Origin of the sequence: Yimella sp. cx-51, assembly GCF_017654605.1 — a bacterium.
In the GTDB taxonomy this organism is placed as follows: Bacteria; Actinomycetota; Actinomycetes; order Actinomycetales; family Dermatophilaceae; genus Yimella.
In genome coordinates, this window is sequence record NZ_CP072113.1 from 770,640 (window position 1) to 792,656 (window position 22,017).

Here is a 22,017-nt window from a genome sequence, read left to right on the forward strand (position 1 = left end):
CTCTGCGTGCCTTGGGTGCTTGATCTCAGATGAGGCCGAGCTTCTGCACGGCGTCGCGCTCGTCCTGCAGGCGCTTGGCCGAGGCCATGATGCGCTCACGCGAGAAGTCGTTGAGCTCCAGACCCTGAACGATCTCGTACGTGCCGTTCTTCACCCGGCAGGGGAAGGAGGAGATGATGCCCTCCGGGACGCCGTAGGAGCCGTCCGAGGGCACCGACATCGAGACGATCTCGTCGGTGCCGAGCATCCAGTCGTGCATGTGGTCGATCGTGGCGGAGGCAGCAGAAGCGGCCGACGACGCACCGCGCGCCTTGATGATCGCGCCGCCGCGGGTGGCGACGGTGGGGATGTACTCGTCTTTGATCCACGCCTCGTCCACGAGGTCGGCCGCGACCTTGCCGCCCACCTTGGTGTTGTAGAGGTCGGGGTACATCGAGTCGTCGTGGTTGCCCCAAATGGCGAGATCCTTGATCTCGTCGACGGCGACCTCGAGCTTCTTGGCCAGCATCGCCTTGGCGCGGTTGTGGTCGAGACGGGTCAGGGCGTTGAAGCGCTCGGCCGGGATGTCGGGAGCGTTCTCCTTGGCGATGAGCGCGTTGGTGTTGGCCGGGTTGCCGGTGACCAGGATCTTGATGTCGTCAGCGGCGACCTTGTTCAGCGCAGCACCCTGGCCGGTGAAGATCTTGCCGTTGGCCGAGAGCAGGTCGGCGCGGTCCATGCCTTCCTTACGGGGCATGGCGCCCACGAGCAGGGCAGCGTTGGCGCCGTCGAACATCTTCTCGGCGTCGTCGCCGATCTCGACGGACGACAGGAGCGGGAAGGCGCAGTCGTCCAACTCCATGACGACGCCCTCGAGCGCCTTCAGCGCGGGGGTGACTTCGAGCAGCTGGAGCGCGACCGGGGTGTCCGGACCCAGCAGTGCACCGCTGGCGATGCGGAAAAGAAGGCTGTAGCCGATCTGACCGGCGGCGCCGGTGACGGCAACCTTGACAGGCGTGTTGCTCACGTTCATCCCCTCAGGACGACATTGTTTTGGGTACATCCCTGAAAATATCAGCGGGCACGCGGTCGCCGACTGGCAGGCCGCTACGGCGTAACGAATGGGACGGATGGGGCGATCGGCAGGCATACTGTGCCCCGTTCCCCTGAAGATTCGAAGGAGTCAATCGTGCGGCGAAGCATGTGGCCGGTCGCGCTCGTCGCGCTGCTGGTCGTTGATGCCCTGTTGATCTTCTGGGCGCTACGCCCGGCCGGGGAGCCATCGGGCCTCACCTCGAGCACTTCCTCCAGTTCCTCCTCCTCGGCTTCTTCCTCGCCCTCGTCGACGGCTTCGGGCGACCGATCCGATCGAGTCATCGTGGTGGCCTCGGGCGCAACCAGTGCATGGCGCATCATGACCGGTGCGACCTGCTCCGGTGCCGCGTCGGCGCAGCTGACGACCGATTCCGGCAAGAGCTGGAATGCGGCGCCGAAGCTCCCGTTGAAGGCAGTCTTCTCGGCGTCCGGTAGCGAGGCGGGCAATGCGCTGCTTTCCGGCCTGGACGCCTCCTGCAAGCCGGTGGTGGTGGAACTTTCGCGGCAGTCGGCCGAGGTCACGGACTCACCCGTGCAGTGGTCGGTCAACCCGATCGCTGCCGACCTGCTGCTGCACGACGGCGAGGCCACCGAGAAGGCCTGCGAAAGCGGCCAGATCCGTGACCTCGCCTCCGACACCGCGCAGCGCGCCAACGTGCTGTGCGACGGTGGGGTCATCCGGCGCACGACCGACGCCGGCGCCACGTGGAAGACCGTCGGCACCGTCAAGGAAGCGACCGGCATTGCCTCGGGCAGCGCAGCCTCCGACTACAAGGTCTACGTGGCCTCGACGCGGGAGTGCGGTGTGCGAGTTGCGCCCCTGGCCGACGAACTGGCCGGAACCGCTTCGGGCTGCGTGGACGGAACGCGCAACGCGTCCGCTGCTGACATCACCATGTGGGGATCGATGATCTGGATCGGCGACTCAGCGGGCGGCTGGGTCACCCGCGTCGAAGCACCAGCACCTTCCACCAGCAGCGAAAGCGCCCCCAGCACCTCATCGACATCGTCGTCCTCCACCACCACCGAGTCTGCGCCGACGAGCACCCAGTCCCCGGTGACCACGCAGACCCAGCAGTCGACGACCGCACCGGCCTGGACGCCGTCGACGACGACCCGGACGCGCACTCGGTCAACACAGACCTGGACGCCTCCTGCCACCACGACGAACCCCTCAGGTTCGTGGACGAGCGAGCCCAGCTCGACCGGTGCACCGACCACGAGCACGATGCCCTGACCTCAGAGCAACGTTGGCTTCGCCGAGAGGCGGCATGAGGGGTACGGTTGGGCGCAGACCGCTACGGTCGCTGTTGCCAGTCGTCCGAGTGCGAGAAACGACGATGACCATCGTCGACCCGCCGCGGGCGTCGCCGGCGCAGGATCGAAGTTGGATGCTGACCGGTCACGAGCCGATCGAAGATTTACGGTCCCGCGCTTTCCGGAATTCCGGTTAGCAGCATCGGAGCGCTGGCGAACAGCCAGCCAGAGAGCCTAGGAGCCAGGCGAAGCATGGAGAAGATCAAGGTCAAGAACCCCATCGTCGAACTCGACGGTGACGAGATGACGCGCATCATCTGGGCGTTCATCAAAGACCGGTTGATCCACCCGTATCTGGACGTCGACCTGAAGTACTACGACCTGGGTATCGAGTCGCGTGACGAGACCGACGACCAGATCACCGTCGACGCTGCGAACGCCATCAAAAAGTACGGCGTCGGCGTGAAGTGCGCCACGATCACGCCCGACGAGGCACGCGTCGAGGAGTTCGGCCTCAAGGAGATGTGGAAGAGCCCCAACGGCACCATCCGCAACATCCTCGGTGGCGTGATCTTCCGCGAGCCGATCATCATCAGCAACATCCCGCGTCTGGTGCCGGGCTGGACCAAGCCGATCATCATCGGCCGTCACGCGCACGGCGACCAGTACAAGGCGCAGAACTTCAAGGTGCCCGGCAAGGGCAAGGTGACCATCACCTACACCCCTGCTGACGGCAGCGAGCCGACCGAGCTCGAGGTCGCCGAGTTCGGTGAGGACGGCGGCGTGGCGATGGGCATGTACAACTACAACAAGTCGATCGAAGACTTCGCGCGCGCCTCGCTGAACTACGGTCTGCAGCGCAAGGTGCCGGTCTACCTTTCGACCAAGAACACGATCCTGAAGGCGTACGACGGTGCCTTCAAGGACATCTTCCAGCACATCTTCGACACCGAGTTCAAGGAGCAGTTCGACGAGCTCGGCCTCACCTACGAGCACCGCCTGATCGACGACATGGTCGCGGCGGCGCTGAAGTGGGAGGGCGGTTACGTCTGGGCCTGCAAGAACTACGACGGTGACGTGCAGTCGGACATCGTGGCGCAAGGCTTCGGCTCGCTCGGCCTGATGACGTCCGTCCTCATGACGCCCGACGGCAAGACCGTCGAGGCCGAGGCCGCGCACGGCACCGTGACCCGTCACTACCGCCAGCACCAGCAGGGCAAGGCCACCTCCACCAACCCGATCGCCTCGATCTTCGCGTGGACGCGCGGCATCGCCAAGCGCGGTGAGCTGGACGAGACCCCCGAGGTGACCAAGTTCGCCGAGACCCTCGAGCGCGTCTGCATCGAGACCGTCGAGGAGGGCAAGATGACCAAGGACCTCGCCCTGCTCGTCGGCAAGGACCAGGCCTTCCTGACCACCGAGGAGTTCCTCGCCGCGATCGACGAGAACCTGCAGAAGGCGATGAACGTCGCCTGAGTCGGCTTGTCGTGTCGAGCAGCCCTGGGCCGGTCGGTCCGGGGCTGCTTTCGCAAACAGGGCTCGGCTGGAGTGGGCAGTGTTCGGGCCGTCGATCACAGGCGTCGTGCATCGCGGACGACGGTCTAGAGTTGGCAGTCATGGAAGTGCAGGCAGGCGCATCGGAGGTCGCGGCGCCGTCTGCGGTCAGGGTGGTGTTGGGCCGTGCCGCGGTTCAGATCATCGCGGATGCGGCAGGCGTTGATCTGCTGCACATCAAGGGCGAGGTCGTCGATGTGCGCCTGAACCCGACGCCGATGCCGGGCAGTGATATCGACGCACTCGTCCGACCGGAACACGTGAAGCGGCTGGACGAGGCACTCCGATGCCACGGGTGGAAGCTCTACAGCTCCTTTACGTACGGGTCCCCGTTCGAACATGCCCAGACCTATCTGCATGATCTGTGGGGGTACTTCGACCTGCATCGCCTCTTTCCGGGCGTCTACCGGTCTCCGGACGAGGCGTTCGATCTGATGTGGCACGGGCGGCAACGGATTCACCTCGCCGGTGCCGACGGGTTTGTTCCCGGAGTGACCATGCAAGCGACTGTGCTCATCCTCAACTCTGCGCGGTCCGGGCAGACGGACGCGGTGCGTAAATGGGTTGGTGATCCGGGACTCGATCAGCGAGACATCGACCAACACGTGAGCGACCTGCACGCCCAAGTCGCCTATGCGGCCGCGACCGGGCGCCTGGCGGAGTTTCGGCACGAGCCGGAGTATCTGCTGTGGCGCACTGTGACGACGGGCGGATCCCGCGCTGCCGAATGGTGGGGCCGAATCCGCGCCGCGCGGTCGCCGGTCGACCGTATTCGAATCGCCTTGCGCGCCCCATTGGTCAATACCGAGCAGTTGAGTCATGTCTTGGGTCGGCAGCCGTCACGAATCGATGTCGCTGCGGCCCTGGTTCGACGGGGCGGCGAGGCGGTCCGCGAACTGCTCACATTGCGACGCAAGGGTCGTGATGGCGACACGACTTGAGCTGGGCGCGGACGTCGGGCTGATCACAACGGACGGAACCTCGTACGTCGCCAAGCTGCCGGATGGGCCGCTCCTTGTCTTGAACGATGCGGCCGCTCGCGTTCTGGCCGGATGTCTCAACGGCTCGCTGGAATCGTTGGTGGAGCGGCTGGGCGCAGAGGTGGACGTCAGCCCCGCCGAGTTGAAGACGCAGGTTCAGCCGATCGTGGACACCCTGATCACGCACGGGATTCTCTGCCTGACGTAGTGCCGTTCGGCGGGTGTGCCCGGTTTCGCTTGCGCAGGTGTCGCGCCGCCTTTAAGGTGACCACAGTATCTGTCGCGCACCAGCGGGGAGCGCGCGCTCGATGTGGGGGAGCACACATGAGTAACCGCGAGTCCAACGCGCCAGTCGTCGGCCGACGCACCTTGGCGAAGGGGGCGGCCTGGACCGTTCCCGCAGTCGTGGCGGTGGGCGTCGCGCCGACCGCGTCTGCGTCTCCACAGCCGGACAATGCGCTGGACGGATTGTTCTACGTGGGCGACATTGCTAACCGTAGCTGTTCAAACAACAACAAAGCAACGTCGACGATTGACGGTCGATCATCCTATATCGGTGCCTCGGGGCCCCCATATTTGCAGGTAAATGGAACCACTGCCGCTCAGACGATTACGTCGGTGTGTATCCGCTTTGGGTTCACGATTTCTGTGAGCGGATTCACCCGAAACACCGGCGACAATGGACGGTGGTCGACGCCCGCACAGGACGGCACAATGAGCTATGGCTCGCAAACCTACTACATGTACAAGAGCTGCTTGGCGGACCCGATGCCGACGGCGGTGCTCGGAAACACGCCTGTCACTGCCGGCTTCTACTTCACTGCAACATTTACCGGTTGCCCAGGAATCAGTAACGTGAACGCTATTGCCCAGCGCGTTGTGGTGATTACCCAGCCACCCAACTACACGCCGCCCGGACAGACCATCACATGGGTTCGCGGTGTGGCGGACATCAACTGAGATCGAGCCTTCTGCGAATCCGCCGAGCCCTACCATTTAAAGGTTGTTCTTGTTATGAGCGATTCACCGGTAACTCCATCCGTGACTCCAAGTGCCACATCCACCTCGAGCAGTGCGCCGCCGGATGCTACGGAGCAAATCTCTGTACCTTCCTCGAGTGCTGACGGCAGTGCGGTTCCGGCATCCCCGACAGCGGAGCCGGAGGCTGGACAGCAACCGGAGCCGGAGTCGCCACCGCAGATGCACCCGTTCTAGCCATGACAGTTTGAAGGGCATCGTGGCTAGCCGGTAGGGCCTAACTACCTTTCTGTAGTGAGTATGGCGACCTAGCCACTGCCGAGAGCACCTCGGCCATCTCCCGTGCCCGGTCATCCCATGACGGCACCGGTCGGTCACTGCGCTCGGGGAATATCCACCGTGCGGGGATGGCATCGGCAACCGCCTCGGCAAACCTGCGCCCGTCGGCGATCGTCACGCGATCGTCACCGGCATCCCGGAAGCCGGCAACGTTCGTGCTGATCACCGGGCGGCCGGTCGCGGCATACTCGTACACCTTGATCGGGTCGAGGCTGTCGGTGAAGGCGTTCACCAGGTGCGGGACGACGAGCACGTCGGCGTGCTGCAGGTAGCCCGGCACTGCCTTCGCAGGCTTCGAGCCGAGCAGCACGGCCCCCGCATCCTCGAGCCGTGAGCGGTCGGAGTGACTCAGTAGGTTCGGCCCGACGAGGGTGAGCGTGCCCCGGTTGGAGAGTTCGCGGGCGGTCGTGACCGCGAGCGGTACGTCGAATCGGTCGCTGTGCACCGTGCCGGCGTAGACCGCTGTCGCGCCGTTAGGAAGGTCGGTCGGTCTGGGGGAGGGGGATCGATACGGCACCGGATCGACGGCGTTAGGGATCAGCACCGTGCGGCCCGGCCGATCCTTGGACCGTTCGAGGGCGTGTGAGCACACCACGATTCGCGCTGAGCCTTCGAGCAACACCGACTCGTGATACTGCAGCCGCGCACGTTCCGCCGCGGTCCGGTCAGCTTGCAGCCAGTCATCGGTAATGTCATAGATCGTTGGCCAACCTGTGACCTCGAGCACGGCCGCGCCACGCGGGTCATTCACCCAAAGCAATGGTCGGTCGAAGCCGATGGACCTGGCGATTTGTCTGATGCGTCGCGCCCAACGTCGGTCCTGCGCCGGGTCCAGTCTGCGGGGCAGGAGTTTGGTGGGTTCCAGAAGCAGAATGCGAGCGGAGTGCTCCCCGGGCAGTACAGGGCCTGTTCGCAGCCCTCGTCCGCGCTGCACAGTTTGTCCGGCACGTGCGGCATGGAGGGGGTCAGTACTGGGTTCGACCCAGAGCACACGAAGCTCGCGGTCCGCGAGCAGGAGGCGATGCACGAGATGCTGGTTCCGGCGCCAAACCTCGTCCCACGCCTCGAGCGAGATGATCACGAGATCGTGCATCAGAGCACGCTCCGGTAGACGGCGGCAGTGGCTTCGACCTGGGCCTCAATCGTGAAGCTCATCCGCTGAACGTCCCGCAGCCCGGCACCGTAGGTCAAGCGGCGGTCGGGATTGGCGGCAAGCGTCCGAAGATGCGCAGCGGCTTCGTCAGTGGAGCCCGGCGTGAACATCGCCGCGTCCGGAAGCTGGCCCACCGTCTCCAGATGGCCGCCGCCGCCGGCCGCGACGACCGGCAGTCCGCCAGCCATGGCCTCGAGCACGACAAGGCCGAGAGCCTCGAACGGCATCGGCGCGATCAACATCGACGCCCGATCCATGAGGGCGGAGACGTCGGTCCGGTGGCCGAGGAACACGGTCGCGGCCCCGATTCCGAGTTGGTCGGCCATCGACTCCAGTGCACTACGCATGATGCCGTCGCCGGCTATGTGCAGTTGCCACCCGTCTGCGGCCAGAGCCGATCGTGCGAACGCGGTGAGCGCGACATCGGTGTACTTCTCGGGTGCCAACCGCTGCACCACGAGTGCAATGCGTTCACGAGTCGAAGGTGACGGGGCATCATGTCGAGGAACACCCGAGCGCACGACAGTCGACGGGCCTTCGATCTGTTCGGCCACATACTCACTGACGGCGATCTGTGCTGCGAACCCGCGTGCCGCCAGTGCGAACACGCGCCTACGGACAGCGCTACTTCCGCGCGGTTGGGCGAAATGGCGGGTCGTGACGACAGGCGTCTTGGGTCGAACCGCAGCGACAGCCAACTCCGCAGCCGTCATATGGGCGTGGACGATGTCGTGGGAAGAGCCGCGCTGGTCGACCAACGCCCGGGCGACATCCAGGGTCGACGCCGCGGGTACGTGTCGAACGCCGGAGGCTGCGAGCGGAGCGGCCATGCGGTCTGGTGCGCCGCCGATGACCACCAGTTCGTCTCCGCTCGCTGCTTGGGCGAGCGCAAGGCGAAGGACGTGAGCCTCCACCCCGGCGAACCCGTCGGATCGGATGGCGTGCACGATCCTCATCGCGGTGCGGGCCGCGGCACGCGGCGGACGCCGCGCGCTACCGACAGATAGTGATCCGCAACGACGGACCATGATCGTTCCTCCGCTTTCGCGCGGGCGGCCTCACGCCGCCCGGCGCGATCGGGACCGAGGAGTTCGAGCATGGCCGCCCGCAATTGGTCAGGGTCGGCGTCGCACAGCTTTCCGTTCACGCCGTCGGTGATGAGGTCGGGCGCACTTCCGACCTTGGTCGAAATCACGGGCAGACCGCAGGCGAGGCCTTCGAGGACGGCGAGACTGTAGGCCTCATAGGCACTTGGCTGGGCGAAGACGTCCGCCGCGGCGTATGCGGCGAGAGGGTCCTCGAGCCGTCCGGTGAAGGTCACTTGCCCGGCAACGCCGTGGGTGCGGGCAAAGCCATGGGATCGTGCGACTTCGGCTTCGCTTCCACCCACAACGAGGAGGCGCACGGCCGTGCCTCGGAGGGCTTCGATCAACGGTCGCAGCCCTTTACGACCGTGTTCGTGGCCGACGAAGAGGACGACATCCGCGTCCTGGCTCAACCCGAGCTGAGTCCGCGCAGCTGCACGACGGCGATCATCCGCGGGTCGGAATCTGTCGATGTCGATGCCGTTCCCGATGACTGCGGTCTGAGCACTCAACCGGGGGTGAAGCGTGCGCAAACCGCGCTCCTCCTGTGCGGTGAGATTGACCACGAGGCCATGGGGGCTGCGTGGGCCGTACCGCCAGGCGTCGCGTGCCTCGGTGAACAAATGGAGTGGATTACGAGTCATTCGGAACACTAGGTGACCGCGCGCACGCATGGCCGTCCGTAGCAAGCCGTGGTTCACGTAGATGTCACCGGCCAACACGTCGTTGTGGCAGACCGCCACGACGTCGGGGCGGCGGCGAATCATCCGTCGGGCCAGCACGGTACCGACGGTGGAGAACCACATTACCTGTGCAGCAGTGCAGATTCGCACCATCGACCCGGCCGACGGATCGGGGATCCAGCCCCCGTGCGCTTCGCGGAGAGTGAACCGCATCGTCTCGACTCCGCGGCGACTGAATTCCTGTTCGAGTGCTGCTGCGACGCCGCCGACACCGGTGCCGGGCGCAATCCTGGGAGCGATTTGCAGCACCGGCAACTGATGCTCTTCCGGTGCACTCCGAACAGCCGATTCGACGGCCGAAACGTCGCTCGTCATCCCCTGCCCCGACTCAGCTTTCCTTGATGGATGGTCAACCGGTCGCGCCTTCGCTCTCGACCTCGCGCCCATGTCGACAAACACGTCGAGCACTCTTTTGACGTCGGAGTATTACACACACGTCGGCGCGTTCGCCCGTTCTTCTAGCCGGTCACGCCGTACGTATGGGCGGGTTCTCGACGCCGCTTGGAGTTGTCGCCACGGCCGAAGAAATTCTGTCCGCCTCCACCTGTGCAGCGCGTCCACCGAGGCAGATGCCCATGACGATGAACGGAAGCGAAGCGGAAACCGCGACCCAGAACACGTCAAGTTGTCCTTGCACGATCCGGTCGGTGAGGACTCCGAAAGCGATCATTCCGTAGGCAGAGCGGTCACGGGTGCTGACGACGAGGCTGCCGATGGACCAGATCGCGAACCCCAGAACCCCGATCCACCCGGCCGAGGAGCCCACTTCGAGCAATGCGTTGGGCGGCTGGAAGCGTTGAGCGAACCGATCCGTGTACCACCACCGCAGGCCAACGCCGAACAGCGGCTGGTGGGACCATACGTCGATCGTGTCGGAGAACCAGGTGACGCGCTGATTCACCGAATTGAACCTTGCGGAATCGGATGTTGCGCCAAGTTGCTCCCGCACTGTCTGTGCCGTCAGTCCAAGGGCGGGCAGAGCGGCGAACGCGAGTACCCGGCGCGGGTGCTTCACCCCCCGGCGGACGGCGATGAGAGCGATCGCGACAGCAAGCCCGACAATTGCTTGGCGGGACTGACTCATGGCGAGTGCAACAAGCAGTAGCCCGAGGGCGACCGGTGAGACGCGCCGCCACACGAGCTCCTGCGGACGCACCCAGGCGATGATGGCGCAGATGCCCATGACTCCGCCGATGAAGTTTTTGTGCATGGGCATCGGCGAGGTCACGTAGACAGCCTCAAAGTTGCCGTCAAGGTATTGCTGGATGCCCGTCACGATGGTGGCGACAGCGAGCAGGCTTGCGGTGCCGAGCAGGATACTTAACGCCAAACCAGCGAACCCTCGCCGCCCGATGGTCCAACCAACGACCAAAGCGCCGCTGATGAGTACCCACTCGTGGGCCCACTCGACGTAGTTGGCACGGTACGGATTCTGAATGAGGGTGAACAGCAGGCAGGCCTGATAGAGCGCTGACAGCCACAGCAGCGTACGAAGGGCTGGGGAGAAGGGGCGCGGACCCAGAATCGCTGCCGGCCAGACAGCCACGAAGAGCGCTAGGTCGGACACCGACAGATCGATGCTGCCGAGTCCCGCGCGCTCGCTCACGAGATAGAGCGGAAGGAATGCGAGTGGTACGAGCGCAGCCTCATGCAGGCTCAACGCGAACAGCAGGACCGCGACCGCACCGACGAGCACCAAGGTCGGTCGATGTGGAATTTGTTGGCCCGCGCCGAGGAGCACCGTGATCGCCAGACCCGCTCCCAGCGCAACGCTTGCCCAGGTCAGCAGGCGGCGTGCGACTCGGCCGGCAGCCATGTGTTCCCTCCGCTCACACCTTTTCAGACCCTGCGTTATCCCACCGTGGCGGTCTCGTCAGAGGTTCGCACAGCGTTCGCCCGTACCCTCAGGGGACCCCTCAGGTAGCGAAGTGCCCGATCACGCGCCTGGAGCCCGCGATCCCCGGGTAGGACGATGCCGCGTGCCGCTGACCCCACGATCTGAGCCCACCGTGCCACCTGCCACCCGAACGTGCCGAAGTGTTTGCGGTGGAAGATCTCCTGCGAGGCATGGAAATGAGCCTCGCGCATGCTTGGGTCGCTGCTGGTGGCGGCACCGATGTGCAGAGCGTCGACCTCGTTTATGAGGCCGTGTCGCCAACCGAGTTGCACGGCCCTTCGGGCCCAGTCGGTCTCCTCTGCGTAGAGGAAGAACCGCTCGTCGAACCCCCCGACCTGACCCAGTGCTTCTGAGCGGAGCAGCATGATGGATCCGATCGAGTAGGTGTCCTGTCGTCCGAGGCGTCCAAGACCGATCGCTTCCATCACTGATCGGGCGGGGGAGGGCAGTGGCCACGCAACCCGCGAGGGCTTGCCGTCCTTGTCGTGCTGGGCAGGAGCCACACTTGCCAGGCCCGGATCCGCCAGCAGACGCGTGTGAAGGATTCGGACCTGCTCGGCCGAGATGACCGCGTCCGGGTTGAGCAACAGCACATCGGCGCCGTCGCCCTCCCGCCGGGCTAGCGCGGCGTTGACCCCGGCGGCGAAGCCACCGTTGTGACCTGGATCGACATACGTAGCCTCGTGCCGTTCGGCTACCGCAGCAACGTCGGCACGTGAACTGTTGTCGACCACGGTGATGTCGAAGCCCGCCAATGGCGTGAGCGCGCGATCGACGAGCTCGGGGGAGCCGTACGCCACCAGGACGACGTGCACGCGGCGGCCCGACAGGCTGTGCGGCTCGTGGAGGATCCGCCGGTAGAGCTCGATCTGTTGGTTCGCGATGTGTCGCCAGTCGTAGCTTCTGCCCCGGGCGGCGGCGGCGTCGCCAATTCGACTTCGTTCCGGTTCGGTCCCGGCCCTCAAGAGTGCAGAGGCGAGCGCTCGGGGGTCGGACTCGGGGACTATCAGCCCGCCGTCCCGGATGACCTCGGGAAGCGCGCCACCGGCGGACGCAACCACAGGTGTGCCGCAGGCCATGGCCTCGACCGCGACCCGGCCGAACTGTTCGACCCATCCTGGTGTCGTGAGCGATGGGACAGCCAGCACGTCCGAGCGTCGATAGAACTCGGCGAGTTCCGGGCCCGACAGCGAGCCGTGCCATGTCACCCGTGACTCGATGCCGAGGTCGGCGGCCATCGCACGTAGCACGGCTTCATCCGTACCCGCACCCGCGAGCCCCAGTCGGAGTCTCGGCTCGGCGACCAGCGCTTGAAGCAGCACACGGACGCCTTTGTGTGGTTCGAAACGTCCTGCGTAACCGACGTTCACTGTGTCGGTCGTCGGCCGATGGCGTGTTCGGGGAGCGAAAACCGCGGTATCGATGCCGAGGCCGAGCAGGGTGGACACCCCCGGAAAGCCCTTGCGTTCAACGATTCGCCCGGCCTCACTGTTGCAGACGTGGACGCCGCTGGCGTGGCGCAATGCCCATCGCTCGAGCCAACGGAACGGCGGTGGGTACCGCTTGTCGATGTTCTGCGCCGAGTACAGGAGGTAGGGCGCGGTCTGGCGAGCGAGTCGCCGCAGCAGCAGAATCTCGGCTGTGGCGAGCGCGAAGGGTTCCTCGTGAACATCGAGGATGTCGAGGGATTGGCGTAGGTGACGCCACAGCGGTCTCGGGTCGTAGAGAAAGAGCGCCGGGTGCCGCCCCACCGTGCCGACAGCGGTCACCGATTCGTCGGGCGCCGGCCTCAACGGTACATTGCGTCCGCCCTCGTTCCACTGCCGCGCTGAGAGTAGCTCGAGGTGGATCCCATAAGACCGGATCCACCGCTCCCGCGCCCGCCAATCGCCGACCACGGCACTGTGCGAGATACGAAGAACGCGCACGTTAGACTCCTGCGAAATAGGGGTTGGGGAAGGCTCAGACGCGCTACTGATGCGTTTGCTGCGGCGTCTCCACCGGACGGACGGACTGAATCGTGACCTTGCGTGAGTTTCTCAGGGTAATGCGCAGGCGGTGGCGCGTCGTCGCTCTGTCCACACTTCTCGTCGTCGCGGTAGCGGTCGTCGTCACCATGCAGCAGCCCCGCTCATACACGGCGCGATCAAGTGTTTACCTGCAGACGACCGCACAGGGCTCCAGCGCGAACAACGGTATCGCTGTCATCACTGCACAAGATCTCAACACATATGTCGCAGTCCTCGGGTCGCCGCCGGTCCTCGAACCTCTCCGTCGCCGCCTCGGACTGCCGGCCGGATATCCGATCAATGTCTCGGCGACAGTCAACCCGACCGCGTCGATTCTCAACGTCACGGCTGTCGATCCCGACCCCCGTCGGGCGGCCGCCATCGCGAACGCAACGGGTCCCCAACTGGCCGAGGCCGCAGCGACCTTCTCGCCCCTGCTGAAGTCGTCCGGCCAGGCTGTCGCCGCGACCACGATTTCGCCCGCCGGCGTGCCTTCATCACCGACATCGCCGAACCTCACGCGCAACATCGAACTTGCGCTGCTCGCCGGCCTGCTTCTGGGGGTCGCCTTCGCACTCATGCGGAATGTGTTCGACACGAAGGTTCGAGGGGAATCCGACCTACAAACGATTTCGGACAGCCCGCTTCTCGCGGCCCTCCCGGCAGACGACATGCAGAAAGTGATTCTTTCCTGGGATTCGCGCGTGTCGAAGCACCATGGCTACCTGGAGGCCGTACGGCGACTGCGCACGAGTCTCATGTTCGTCGACGTCACGACCACCGGGAACGCCTTCCTTGTCACGTCCGCCATGCCAGGCGAAGGGAAGACCTCGACGGCGATCAACTTGGCGCGGGCCGTGGCCGAGACCGGCTCGCGCACGCTGCTCGTGGACGCAGACCTGCGGCGGCCGACCGTGGCGAGCACGCTCGGTCTGGAAGGCGCGGCTGGGCTGACGACTGTGCTGCTCGGTCGGGCAGACCTCTACGACGTGATCCAGCCCTACGGCGATTCCAACCTTCACATCCTCGCCGCCGGTCAGGTGCCGCCGAACCCGAGCGAACTTCTCGGTTCCCAGCGGATGGCGGAGATCTTCGAGAAACTCGGAGCGGACTTCGATTACGTCCTGGTGGACAGCCCTCCCGTGCTCCCTGTGGTTGACGCGGTGCTGCTCGACAAGCTGACCGCAGGGCTTGTGATGGTTGTGGCGGCAGATCGAACGCGAAAGCGTGATCTCGAGCAGGCGGTGAAGATGCTGCAGACCTCCGGTGTGGATATCGACGGTTTTGCGCTGAACAAGGTGGGTTCTAAATCGGACTCCTACTACGGTGAGTACACCTACGAGTCCGACGCGTCGAAGATGATCGGTGCCAAACGCGGCGCCAGTTCGGTGGAGAGCCGGGCCGGGCGGCGTGCGTCGTTGCGGCGGTGACCCACGTTCGCGCGCGGCGCTGGCGATGTGCTGTCAGTGCCTTTGGCATGGTGGTTCTGTTCGTCGGGCTTTACGCTTTCGCGGTCCGGACGCGACGAGGGCAGGCCGCGGACAGCTGGGTGAACAATTTCCTGCACAACCTCATCGGGTATCCGTACGATCGCTGGGTCGGTGAGCTTGCGCGCGACCTGGGTCCTACGCTGAGCGCCGTCGTCGTAGTCCCGCTCGCGGTCGGTGCAGCACTACGCCGGCGGTGGCGGTCACTGGTCGCCGCGACGATGATCGCTGCCGTGCCCGTCGCCGCGTGGTTACTACGACGTTCTGGTCCCGATCGACCAGAACTCGGCGTCGTCCTTCCTCACGTGAACACATACCCGTCCACTCACGCCGCCATCGTCGCGTCGGCCTGTGCGGCGGCAGCCTTTCTCTGGCACCGTCAGGGTCACCCGATCGTGATTATGTTTCTCGCTTTCACGGCGGTACTGGGAGCGCTGGGCAACGTGCTGAGCCATGCACATCTGCCGAGCGACGTATTGGGGAGCTTGTTGATGACAGGCGCCGCGGCAGCGGCAGCTGCGGCCATGACCGGTGAATCCCCCTTGTCGAGAGTCGGAAGTACTGCGGTTCCGCAGCGGGGTCGGGCTGGCGTCGTGCGGTCGGGAGCGCAGGATGGCCGCTGACGACATTACGGAGCAGCAGGCGGCCGTCGCCTCCGCAAGCCGGCACCTGGGGCGTCGCGAGCTGCAGGACCGTGCAATTCGTGGCGCCAGTTGGACGGTGATTCATACATTGACGGCCGTGCCGATCGGCTTCGTCGTCAACCTGATCCTGGCACGCGGGTTGGGCGTTGTGCACTACGGGCGGCTCGCGTTTCTGATGACTCTGATGGACGTTGTCGGCGGCATCATCGCGGTAGGCGTGACTACCGGGACGCTCCAATTCGGCGCGAAGGCACACGCTCAGGGGCGGCATCGCGACGTCCGCAGTCTCCTGTCCAGAGCTCAGGGTTTCCGACTGTTCGTCGCAGCTCCTCTCCTGACTCTCGTCGTGGTCGTGGCCGCCGATGTTCCTGTCTCGATGCTCCTACTCGCGTTGGCGTTCGGTGTTTGGTGCCCCGCCTTCCTCGACGGAGCGACCACCTGCCTGGCGATCGAGAACAAGACGGCAGCCGGCGCCCAGAATGCAATGGTCGTCAACCTGCTGATGCAGGGTGCGACCCTCACCGCGCTATGGGTGGTCGGCACCGCGGACGCGGTCTGGGCGGCCCGGCTGGCGGCGGGTGGGCTCGGTGTTGGGCTTGCGCTACGCGTCATCGACCCGGAATACCGGCGCGCGGTGCTCCACCCACGGATGCCGCTGGGTATGCCTCCGGGCTTTTGGCGGTTTGCTGCTCCGACAGCAGTCGGGTCGCTCGTTGCAACTCTGGTCGTTTCGCGCACCGAGGTGTTCTTCCTGACCTGGCTCGGCGACGCGGCTGCGGTAGGCACGTTTGCTCTGGCCTTCGGATTGGCCTCGCATGTGTTCGCACCCGCACAGGCTCTCGTCGGGCCCCTCATTCCCGCCATCTCGGGGCTTCGGGAGGTTGATCTGGAGGCGGTTGGCAGCGCTTTCCGGCGCACGGTGCGTGCATCTGGACTGGTCGTCTCGCTGTTGTTGGTGGTCGCCGTGCCTGTCTTCGCCCTCCTCCTGCCCCTGATGTACGGGAAGGCGTACGCACAGAGCGAGGGAATGTTCGTCGCGCTCGCAGTCTCGGCCGCTCTCCTCGTCGCGGGGGGACCGGTGTCCGCCTTCGTCATGGGTCGTCTCGCAGCCCGAACCATCCTCACGGCCAACGTTCTGGCGCTCGTGGTGGACGTCGGTGTGGCCGTCGCGCTGATTCCGCTTCTCGGCGGTTGGGGCGCGGTCATCGCCAACATGAGTGGGGCCGTTACCCAACTGGCGCTGCTCGTGAACAGCGAACTGCGAGCCACTCGTGTGCCCTGGTCGGACTTGTTGAAGCAAGCGCGCAGCTTGCTGTTTGCCGTCGTGATCACAGTGGCGACATGGTGGGCAACGCAATCTCTCGATCTCGATCGGTGGGTCGCGGCTCCGTGCGCTCTGGCCGTAGGAGTGTTCCTGCTCCTGTGCGTCCTGCGAATCACCCGCAGCGGACTCTTGCGGGACGATGCGGTCGCATTGGAGCGAGTTGTTCCCGCCCGGCTGACACGACCAGCGGCGGTGGCTCTCCGCATCCTGACGGTCAGGAGCTAGCCCTTGGAGCATGTCGTGGTGGTTCTCTCGTTCCACGGAAGGGAGGTCACTTTGCGTTGCTTGGATTCGATCGTCGAGAGCAACGACAACGTTCATCCGTTGGTGATCGACAACGGTTCGTTCGACGGAGTGCTCGCCTCAGCTGAAGCGCGGTACGGCGACCGCATCTCGATGCTCCAATTACGGGTGAACGAGGGCTTCACCGGGGGCATGAACGCTGGAATCCGTTGGGCCTTGGAACGTGGTGCTCGGTTCGTGACGGTGCTCAACAACGACACGGTCGTCATGCCCGGAGCGCTCGAACGGTTAGCATGGTCCGCCTCGCGTGTGGAGGCTGCGGTTGCGCCCGAGATCCGATATCTCGCCACCCCCGACCTGGTCTGGTTCGGCGCCGGTGCGGTCGATCCAGTGACTGGAGTGGCCCGCCATTTGCACGTGGACGAAATGCCGCCCACAGATGCCGATGGAATTCGCCACTCGGAGGTGCTCACCGGCTGCTGCATCACGGCATCGGCATCTGTCTGGAGGCGTGTCGGGCTGTTTGATGATCGCTACTTTCTCAATTTTGAGGACTCGGATTGGAGTGTTCGAGCGCGGCGGATCGGTGTGCCCTTACTGGTCGACACGCGAGCGGTGGTGCACCATGTGGTGTCTGCTTCGTTTGCCAGAGAGTTCAGCTACCTCGGGCTTTATTTCTATGCTCGAAACGGGCTGACGTTCATTCGGGAGCGCACGAGCGCAGGCGTCGGAGGTGAGGCTCGTTTCCTTCGGCGACATCTTCTTCCGCACCTCAAGCCGGGCGGGGCGCGGAGCATGCAGACGGCCATGCGAAACGCGCTCGTTCTCGGGTACGCGGTGCGCGACGCCGCAACGGGGAGATTCGGTGCGGCGCCGTCCTCGCTCCAACGACATGCAAAGGGCTGGGCGACGCAATGACCGTGTGTGCGCGTGTGCTGGTAACCGCGACGTGCGGCACTGCGCATACTTGAACCACACATTCGGTTGACAGACGGAATTTTCGCGGGCCTGTGGTGGCGGGCTGATCTGAGTAGGGGGATCGTGTGACCGTTTCTCGTCCGTCGGTGGCGTTCGTGCGCGGGGCCGCGTTGAATCCGTTCGAGACACAGGTCTTCGGTGCCCTCGAAGGATTTGACGTCCGGGCCATAGGTGAGTCCCCTGCAAACTACGAGGTCGACCTGGTGCCGGTGCCGGTTACCCTCCTGCCACCACGAGCCAACGGACGACTGGTGCGCGCCGCGCGGCGTGCCCGACTGCCCCTGCCGCCGTCGTTTCGCAACGCGGGAATGCTGCGAGGGCTGAGCGAAGCCGTGGGATCGGCCGACATCGTCCACGCCGCAGAGACCTTCATCCCGTTCACTGACCAGTGCGTCGACCTCACCCGAAAGTCCGGCGCACGTCTCGTGGTGACGTGCTGGGAGAACATTCCGTTCCTGTATGACGATGAACCGGAGATGACGGCGCGTAAGCAGCGGGTCCGCGACGCGGCGGCACTCTTCATCGCGGTGACGGACCGAGCGCGAGACGTGCTGGTCGCCGAGGGGGTGGAGCCTGACCGGATCCGGGTCGTGCCTGCAGCGCTCGACACCGACAGGTTCGAACCGGGGCATGATCGTTCATTTCTCAACGGGCTTCTCGATATCCCGGCGGACGCGCCGATCGTCTTGTTCGTAGGCCGAATGATCAGGGAGAAGGGCGTGGTCGAACTGGTGCATGCTCTCTCCCGAGTCGACGTCGGCTCGTCGCCGGCGCATCTGGTCACCGTGGGAAGCGGCCCTCAGACGGCGCGGGTGAAGGTGGCCGCTGAAGCACTTCGCGTCGCCGATCGTGTTCACGTCCTCGACGGTCAGTCGTATGCGGATGTGCCCAACGTGTTCCGGGCGGCCGATGTGGTTGTCATCCCGAGTTTGTCGACTCCCTACTGGCAAGAGCAGTTCGGTTACGTCTTGGCCGAGGCGATGGCATCCGGAAGGCCGCTCGTGACGACCAGGACTGGCTCCATTCCACAGGTCGTTGGCGACGCGGCACGTCTCATTGACGATTACGACATCGAGGCTCTGGCGGATGCCATTTCAGAGGTGCTCGCCAGCCCTGAGCTCGCCGCCGAGCTCGGACGCCGCGGCCGAGTACGGGCCGTCGAGTGCTATTCCGCCGCGGCCGTCGCTCCGCAATTGGCGGCTGCCTATTCCGACGTGCTGTCGCGGTAGATGGTCTCGTATTGGTCGATCACGCGGTCGAGGGAGAACGCGGCACTTCGAACGATTGCGTTGTCGCGCAATGCATTTCGGTACGCGACGTCCGTCAGTACCTTCACGAGCGCGGTGCCGAGCCCGTCGAGCTCAGTAAGCACCCCGCCGGCCGTACCGTCTCGCAGCACGTAACGCGCGCCGATGTTCGGCGTCGCCACGACGGGCGTGCCTGATGCCATGGCCTCCGCGTAGGGGATGCCGAAACCTTCGTAATCCGAGGGCAGGCAGAAGACCCATGCGCTCGCATACTCGCGCGCGAGTTCTTCGTCGGTGAGTCGGCCAAGGGCACGGACACCAGCGGGCAGATCGGCAGGATAATCCTGCGAGACCATGAGGAGTTCGGCCTCGGGCACCGCAGGCAGCACCTGCTGGCTGAAGATGCGAGCGAGTTCGGCGCCGCGCTTACGGTTGTGCCATGTGCCGACGAAAAGGATGGTCGGATGGTCGGACTTCGGAGCCGACTGGGGGCGGAAGCGCTGCGTGTCGACACCGTTCGGCACGACCTCGCGTACCCATGGCATCCAGCGGCGGGTGTCTGGGGAGACCAAGACAGTGCGATCGGCGACCGTGGAAGCCAGCACCTCAGTGACTCCGAGAAGTGCCATTCGGGCCTTCTCCTTGGCACCGGGAATGTGTCTGGCTTCCTCGAAGCAGGAACCGTGCATCGTCCGAACGTGGACGGGTGCGCGCCGTCGCCACAACCAATAGTCGTCGCCGTGTGCGTGGATGACATCGAACCCGGAAAAGTCGATGTGCCTCAGACGGGTGGCGAACCGGAAGGTTCGCAGTGGACCAGAGATTTCCACGAGGCGGTGGTCGTAACGAGCGTGCACGACTGGCGCGCAGTCACTGAACACCGTCACGTGATGGCCGCGATCGGACAGCGCGTTGGCGAGCGCGTGTGCCTGATATCCGACACCGATCTTGCTGCCGCTCGGTAGGTAGTGCGAGACCATCGCGATACGCAACGGTGCGTCCGTACTTTCAGGCATACGAGCGGAAGTGCTCAACAGTTTTCGCTAGGCCCTGGTCCAGCGCGGTCTTCGGTCTCCAGTCTAGAGCTGATTCTGCAAGTGAGATGTCGGGTCGGCGTCGGCTCGGATCGTCCTGGGGGAGAGGACGGTGTTCGATGCGGGATGCACTCCCGGTGAGATCGATCACCCTCTGTGCGAGTTCGAGCATGGTGAATTCGCCAGGGTTGCCGAGGTTAACCGGACCGGTGAAGCCCGGATCGGAGGACATCAGGCTCATCAGGCCGGACACCAGATCATCGACGTAGCAGAACGATCGGGTCTGCTGGCCGTCGCCGTAGATGGTGATGGGTTCACCCGCCAATGCCTGAACGATGAAGTTGGAGACAACGCGACCGTCGTCGGGGCGCATGCGAGGCCCGTAGGTGTTGAAGATGCGGGCGACCTTGATCGGCAAGTTGTGCTGACGTCGATAGTCGAAGAACAGGGTTTCGGCGCATCTCTTGCCCTCGTCGTAGCAAGAGCGGATGCCAATCGGGTTGACATGACCCCAGTAGCCTTCCTGCTGGGGGTGGACCTCGGGGTCGCCATAGACCTCCGAGGTGGAGGCGAGCAGGATTTTGGCCCCGGTGCGCTTCGCGAGTCCGAGCATGTTGATCGACCCGTGGACGCTGGTCTTGGTGGTCTGGACGGGGTCACGCTGGTAGTAGATCGGGCTCGCCGGACAGGCGAGGTGGTAGATCTCATCGACTTCGACGTACAGCGGAAAAGTGACGTCGTGTCGGACGAGTTCGAACTGTGGGTGGTTGAGCAAGTGGTGAACATTCGACCGGAGGCCGGAGTAGAAGTTGTCGGCGACAAGCACTTCGTCGCCGCGTTCGATCAGACGCTCGACCAGGTGAGATCCGATGAAACCAGCGCCACCGGTAACCAAGATCCGCCGATCGACCATGTTTGACTTCCCCTCGCTCTGATCCTGGCTGGACACGGACATCGAACCACGTCCGATGCGCGCAGGATCACGCCCGTCGGCTCAGGTGCTTCGTCGCAGCAGCGCCGACGGTGGCTGCAGACGGTGTTGTCCTGCGATGCGGGATCTTGCCGTGTCTAGGATCGAGCCATGGCGGAGGTTTCGGTTGTCATACCGGCGTTCAACCCGGGTGAGTTCCTGGGACGCGCACTTTCCTCGGTGCTCGCCCAAACACTGCACTCCATCGAGTGCATCGTGGTCGACGACGGATCTACCGAGGACTTGACGGCGCTCGCGGGTCACGATGATTCGAGGGTCCGCTATCTCAGACAGCCGAACATGGGTGTTTCGGCGGCGCGCAACAGAGGGGTGTCAGTTGCCACGGCCGCCTTCGTTGCGTTTCTCGACCAAGATGACGAGTGGCACCCCGAGAAGCTCGAACTGCAGTTGGATCGAATGCGTGCCGCTGACGCCAACGCCTTCTGTTACACCGGTTTCGAGTGGAACCGCAGCGGACGCGGTGAGGTCGCCGGGGAGCAGCAGGTTTCGTATCACGGTCTGCTCCGCAGCCAGCATGTCTGCCTCAGCAGTGTCGTCGTCCGCCGGTCGGCGTATCTCCTCGTCGGCGGGCACGATCCTCTGCTGCGTGTAATGCAGGACTACGACCTTTTTCTGCGCCTGAGCAGAATCGCCGAGCCCGTCGGAGTTGCTCGTCCGTTGGTGCGCTACAACCTGCATGACAGCAATGTGTCCGCCGACTACGCCACCGCGGCGCGTGAGCGGTTCAGGTTGATCGCTTCGCACCGAGACGTGGCCCTACGAGTCGGCGACACAGCCACCGTGAAGGCTTGCGATGCTGGCGTGCAGCGGACACGGGAGCTATTCGGACTGCAGGCTCTCGAAGCGGCAAGGGCGGCGCACCGGAGCTCCGATCGGCGATCGACGGCCCTCCATCTTGCGCGGGCTGCCCGTCTGACGCGTGGGCGTGCGGCAATAGCGCTGGCTCCGGCATTGCAAACGCGCATCCGGGGAGGCCCCGCGAACTGAGCAGGCGCGCACG

At 64.7% G+C, this 22,017-nt stretch carries 19 protein-coding genes; 11 read left to right on the forward strand and 8 right to left on the reverse strand.

Annotated features, from left to right (window positions below):
• Positions 1-25: 25 nt before the first annotated feature.
• The gene (locus J5M86_RS03680; protein WP_188061593.1) at positions 26-1,006 is read right to left on the reverse strand and encodes a malate dehydrogenase; all 981 of its coding nucleotides are present in this window, start codon (positions 1,004-1,006) and stop codon (positions 26-28) included.
• 162 nt (positions 1,007-1,168) lie between these two features.
• Here J5M86_RS03680 and J5M86_RS03685 point away from each other — a divergent pair, with 162 nt between their 5' ends.
• The 5 genes from J5M86_RS03685 to J5M86_RS03705 all read left to right on the forward strand — a co-directional run bounded on the left by J5M86_RS03685 (position 1,169) and on the right by J5M86_RS03705 (position 5,825).
• A complete protein-coding gene (locus J5M86_RS03685) occupies positions 1,169-2,311 on the forward strand; it encodes a hypothetical protein (RefSeq protein ID WP_188061592.1) in 1,143 nt (380 codons plus the stop codon).
• Between the two features lie 272 nt (positions 2,312-2,583).
• Positions 2,584-3,807, forward strand: a complete 1,224-nt coding sequence (locus J5M86_RS03690; RefSeq protein WP_188061591.1) for an NADP-dependent isocitrate dehydrogenase — start codon at positions 2,584-2,586, stop codon at positions 3,805-3,807.
• A gap of 140 nt (positions 3,808-3,947) precedes the next feature.
• Entirely contained in the window at positions 3,948-4,826 is an 879-nt protein-coding gene (locus J5M86_RS03695) for a nucleotidyltransferase family protein (RefSeq protein ID WP_188061590.1), read from the forward strand.
• Positions 4,810-5,073: a PqqD family protein gene (locus J5M86_RS03700; RefSeq protein ID WP_188061589.1), complete on the forward strand. Its 264-nt coding sequence runs from the start codon at positions 4,810-4,812 to the stop codon at positions 5,071-5,073. The genes J5M86_RS03695 and J5M86_RS03700 overlap by 17 nt, the downstream gene beginning before the upstream one ends.
• 116 nt (positions 5,074-5,189) lie before the next feature.
• Positions 5,190-5,825, forward strand: coding sequence for a hypothetical protein (locus J5M86_RS03705; RefSeq protein WP_188061588.1), 636 nt, complete (start codon positions 5,190-5,192; stop codon positions 5,823-5,825).
• Positions 5,826-6,120: 295 nt separating this feature from the next.
• On the opposite strand, the gene J5M86_RS03710 is transcribed toward J5M86_RS03705, so the two are convergent.
• The 5 genes from J5M86_RS03710 to J5M86_RS03730 all read right to left on the reverse strand — a co-directional run bounded on the left by J5M86_RS03710 (position 6,121) and on the right by J5M86_RS03730 (position 12,988).
• Positions 6,121-6,933, reverse strand: coding sequence for a glycosyltransferase (locus J5M86_RS03710; protein ID WP_244328466.1), 813 nt, complete (start codon positions 6,931-6,933; stop codon positions 6,121-6,123).
• A gap of 341 nt (positions 6,934-7,274) precedes the next feature.
• Positions 7,275-8,282 carry a glycosyltransferase family 4 protein gene (locus J5M86_RS03715; RefSeq protein ID WP_188061586.1) on the reverse strand — a complete coding sequence of 336 codons (1,008 nt, stop codon included), beginning with the start codon at positions 8,280-8,282 and terminating at the stop codon, positions 7,275-7,277.
• A 5-nt stretch (positions 8,283-8,287) separates the two neighbouring features.
• Positions 8,288-9,412 carry a glycosyltransferase family 4 protein gene (locus J5M86_RS03720; protein WP_188061585.1) on the reverse strand — a complete coding sequence of 375 codons (1,125 nt, stop codon included), beginning with the start codon at positions 9,410-9,412 and terminating at the stop codon, positions 8,288-8,290.
• A 217-nt stretch (positions 9,413-9,629) separates the two neighbouring features.
• A complete protein-coding gene (locus J5M86_RS03725; RefSeq protein WP_188061584.1) occupies positions 9,630-10,979 on the reverse strand; it encodes an O-antigen ligase in 1,350 nt (449 codons plus the stop codon).
• Between the two features lie 35 nt (positions 10,980-11,014).
• Complete coding sequence (locus J5M86_RS03730) at positions 11,015-12,988, reverse strand: glycosyltransferase (protein ID WP_244328467.1); 1,974 nt, start codon at positions 12,986-12,988, stop codon at positions 11,015-11,017.
• Positions 12,989-13,080: 92 nt separating this feature from the next.
• On the opposite strand from J5M86_RS03730, the gene J5M86_RS03735 reads away from it, so the two are divergent.
• The 5 genes from J5M86_RS03735 to J5M86_RS03755 all read left to right on the forward strand — a co-directional run bounded on the left by J5M86_RS03735 (position 13,081) and on the right by J5M86_RS03755 (position 18,974).
• Positions 13,081-14,499, forward strand: coding sequence for a polysaccharide biosynthesis tyrosine autokinase (locus J5M86_RS03735; protein ID WP_188061583.1), 1,419 nt, complete (start codon positions 13,081-13,083; stop codon positions 14,497-14,499).
• A gap of 47 nt (positions 14,500-14,546) precedes the next feature.
• Positions 14,547-15,179 carry a phosphatase PAP2 family protein gene (locus tag J5M86_RS03740; protein ID WP_188061582.1) on the forward strand — a complete coding sequence of 211 codons (633 nt, stop codon included), beginning with the start codon at positions 14,547-14,549 and terminating at the stop codon, positions 15,177-15,179.
• Positions 15,169-16,749 (forward strand): lipopolysaccharide biosynthesis protein, encoded by a 1,581-nt coding sequence (locus J5M86_RS03745; RefSeq protein WP_188061581.1) that lies wholly within the window; start codon positions 15,169-15,171, stop codon positions 16,747-16,749. Before J5M86_RS03740 ends, J5M86_RS03745 begins: the two co-directional genes overlap by 11 nt.
• A gap of 18 nt (positions 16,750-16,767) precedes the next feature.
• Positions 16,768-17,685, forward strand: a complete 918-nt coding sequence (locus J5M86_RS03750; protein ID WP_256433519.1) for a glycosyltransferase family 2 protein — start codon at positions 16,768-16,770, stop codon at positions 17,683-17,685.
• Positions 17,686-17,810: 125 nt separating this feature from the next.
• Positions 17,811-18,974: a glycosyltransferase family 4 protein gene (locus tag J5M86_RS03755; protein WP_188061579.1), complete on the forward strand. Its 1,164-nt coding sequence runs from the start codon at positions 17,811-17,813 to the stop codon at positions 18,972-18,974.
• Here J5M86_RS03755 and J5M86_RS03760 read toward each other — a convergent pair.
• Positions 18,950-20,008, reverse strand: coding sequence for a glycosyltransferase family 4 protein (locus J5M86_RS03760; protein ID WP_188061578.1), 1,059 nt, complete (start codon positions 20,006-20,008; stop codon positions 18,950-18,952). The two genes, J5M86_RS03755 and J5M86_RS03760, sit on opposite strands and share 25 nt — an antisense overlap.
• Entirely contained in the window at positions 20,001-20,981 is a 981-nt protein-coding gene (locus tag J5M86_RS03765) for a UDP-glucuronic acid decarboxylase family protein (RefSeq protein WP_371811251.1), read from the reverse strand. Before J5M86_RS03765 ends, J5M86_RS03760 begins: the two co-directional genes overlap by 8 nt.
• Positions 20,982-21,107: 126 nt before the next feature.
• On the opposite strand from J5M86_RS03765, the gene J5M86_RS03770 reads away from it, so the two are divergent.
• Positions 21,108-22,004: a glycosyltransferase family A protein gene (locus J5M86_RS03770; protein WP_188061576.1), complete on the forward strand. Its 897-nt coding sequence runs from the start codon at positions 21,108-21,110 to the stop codon at positions 22,002-22,004.
• Positions 22,005-22,017: the final 13 nt, after the last annotated feature.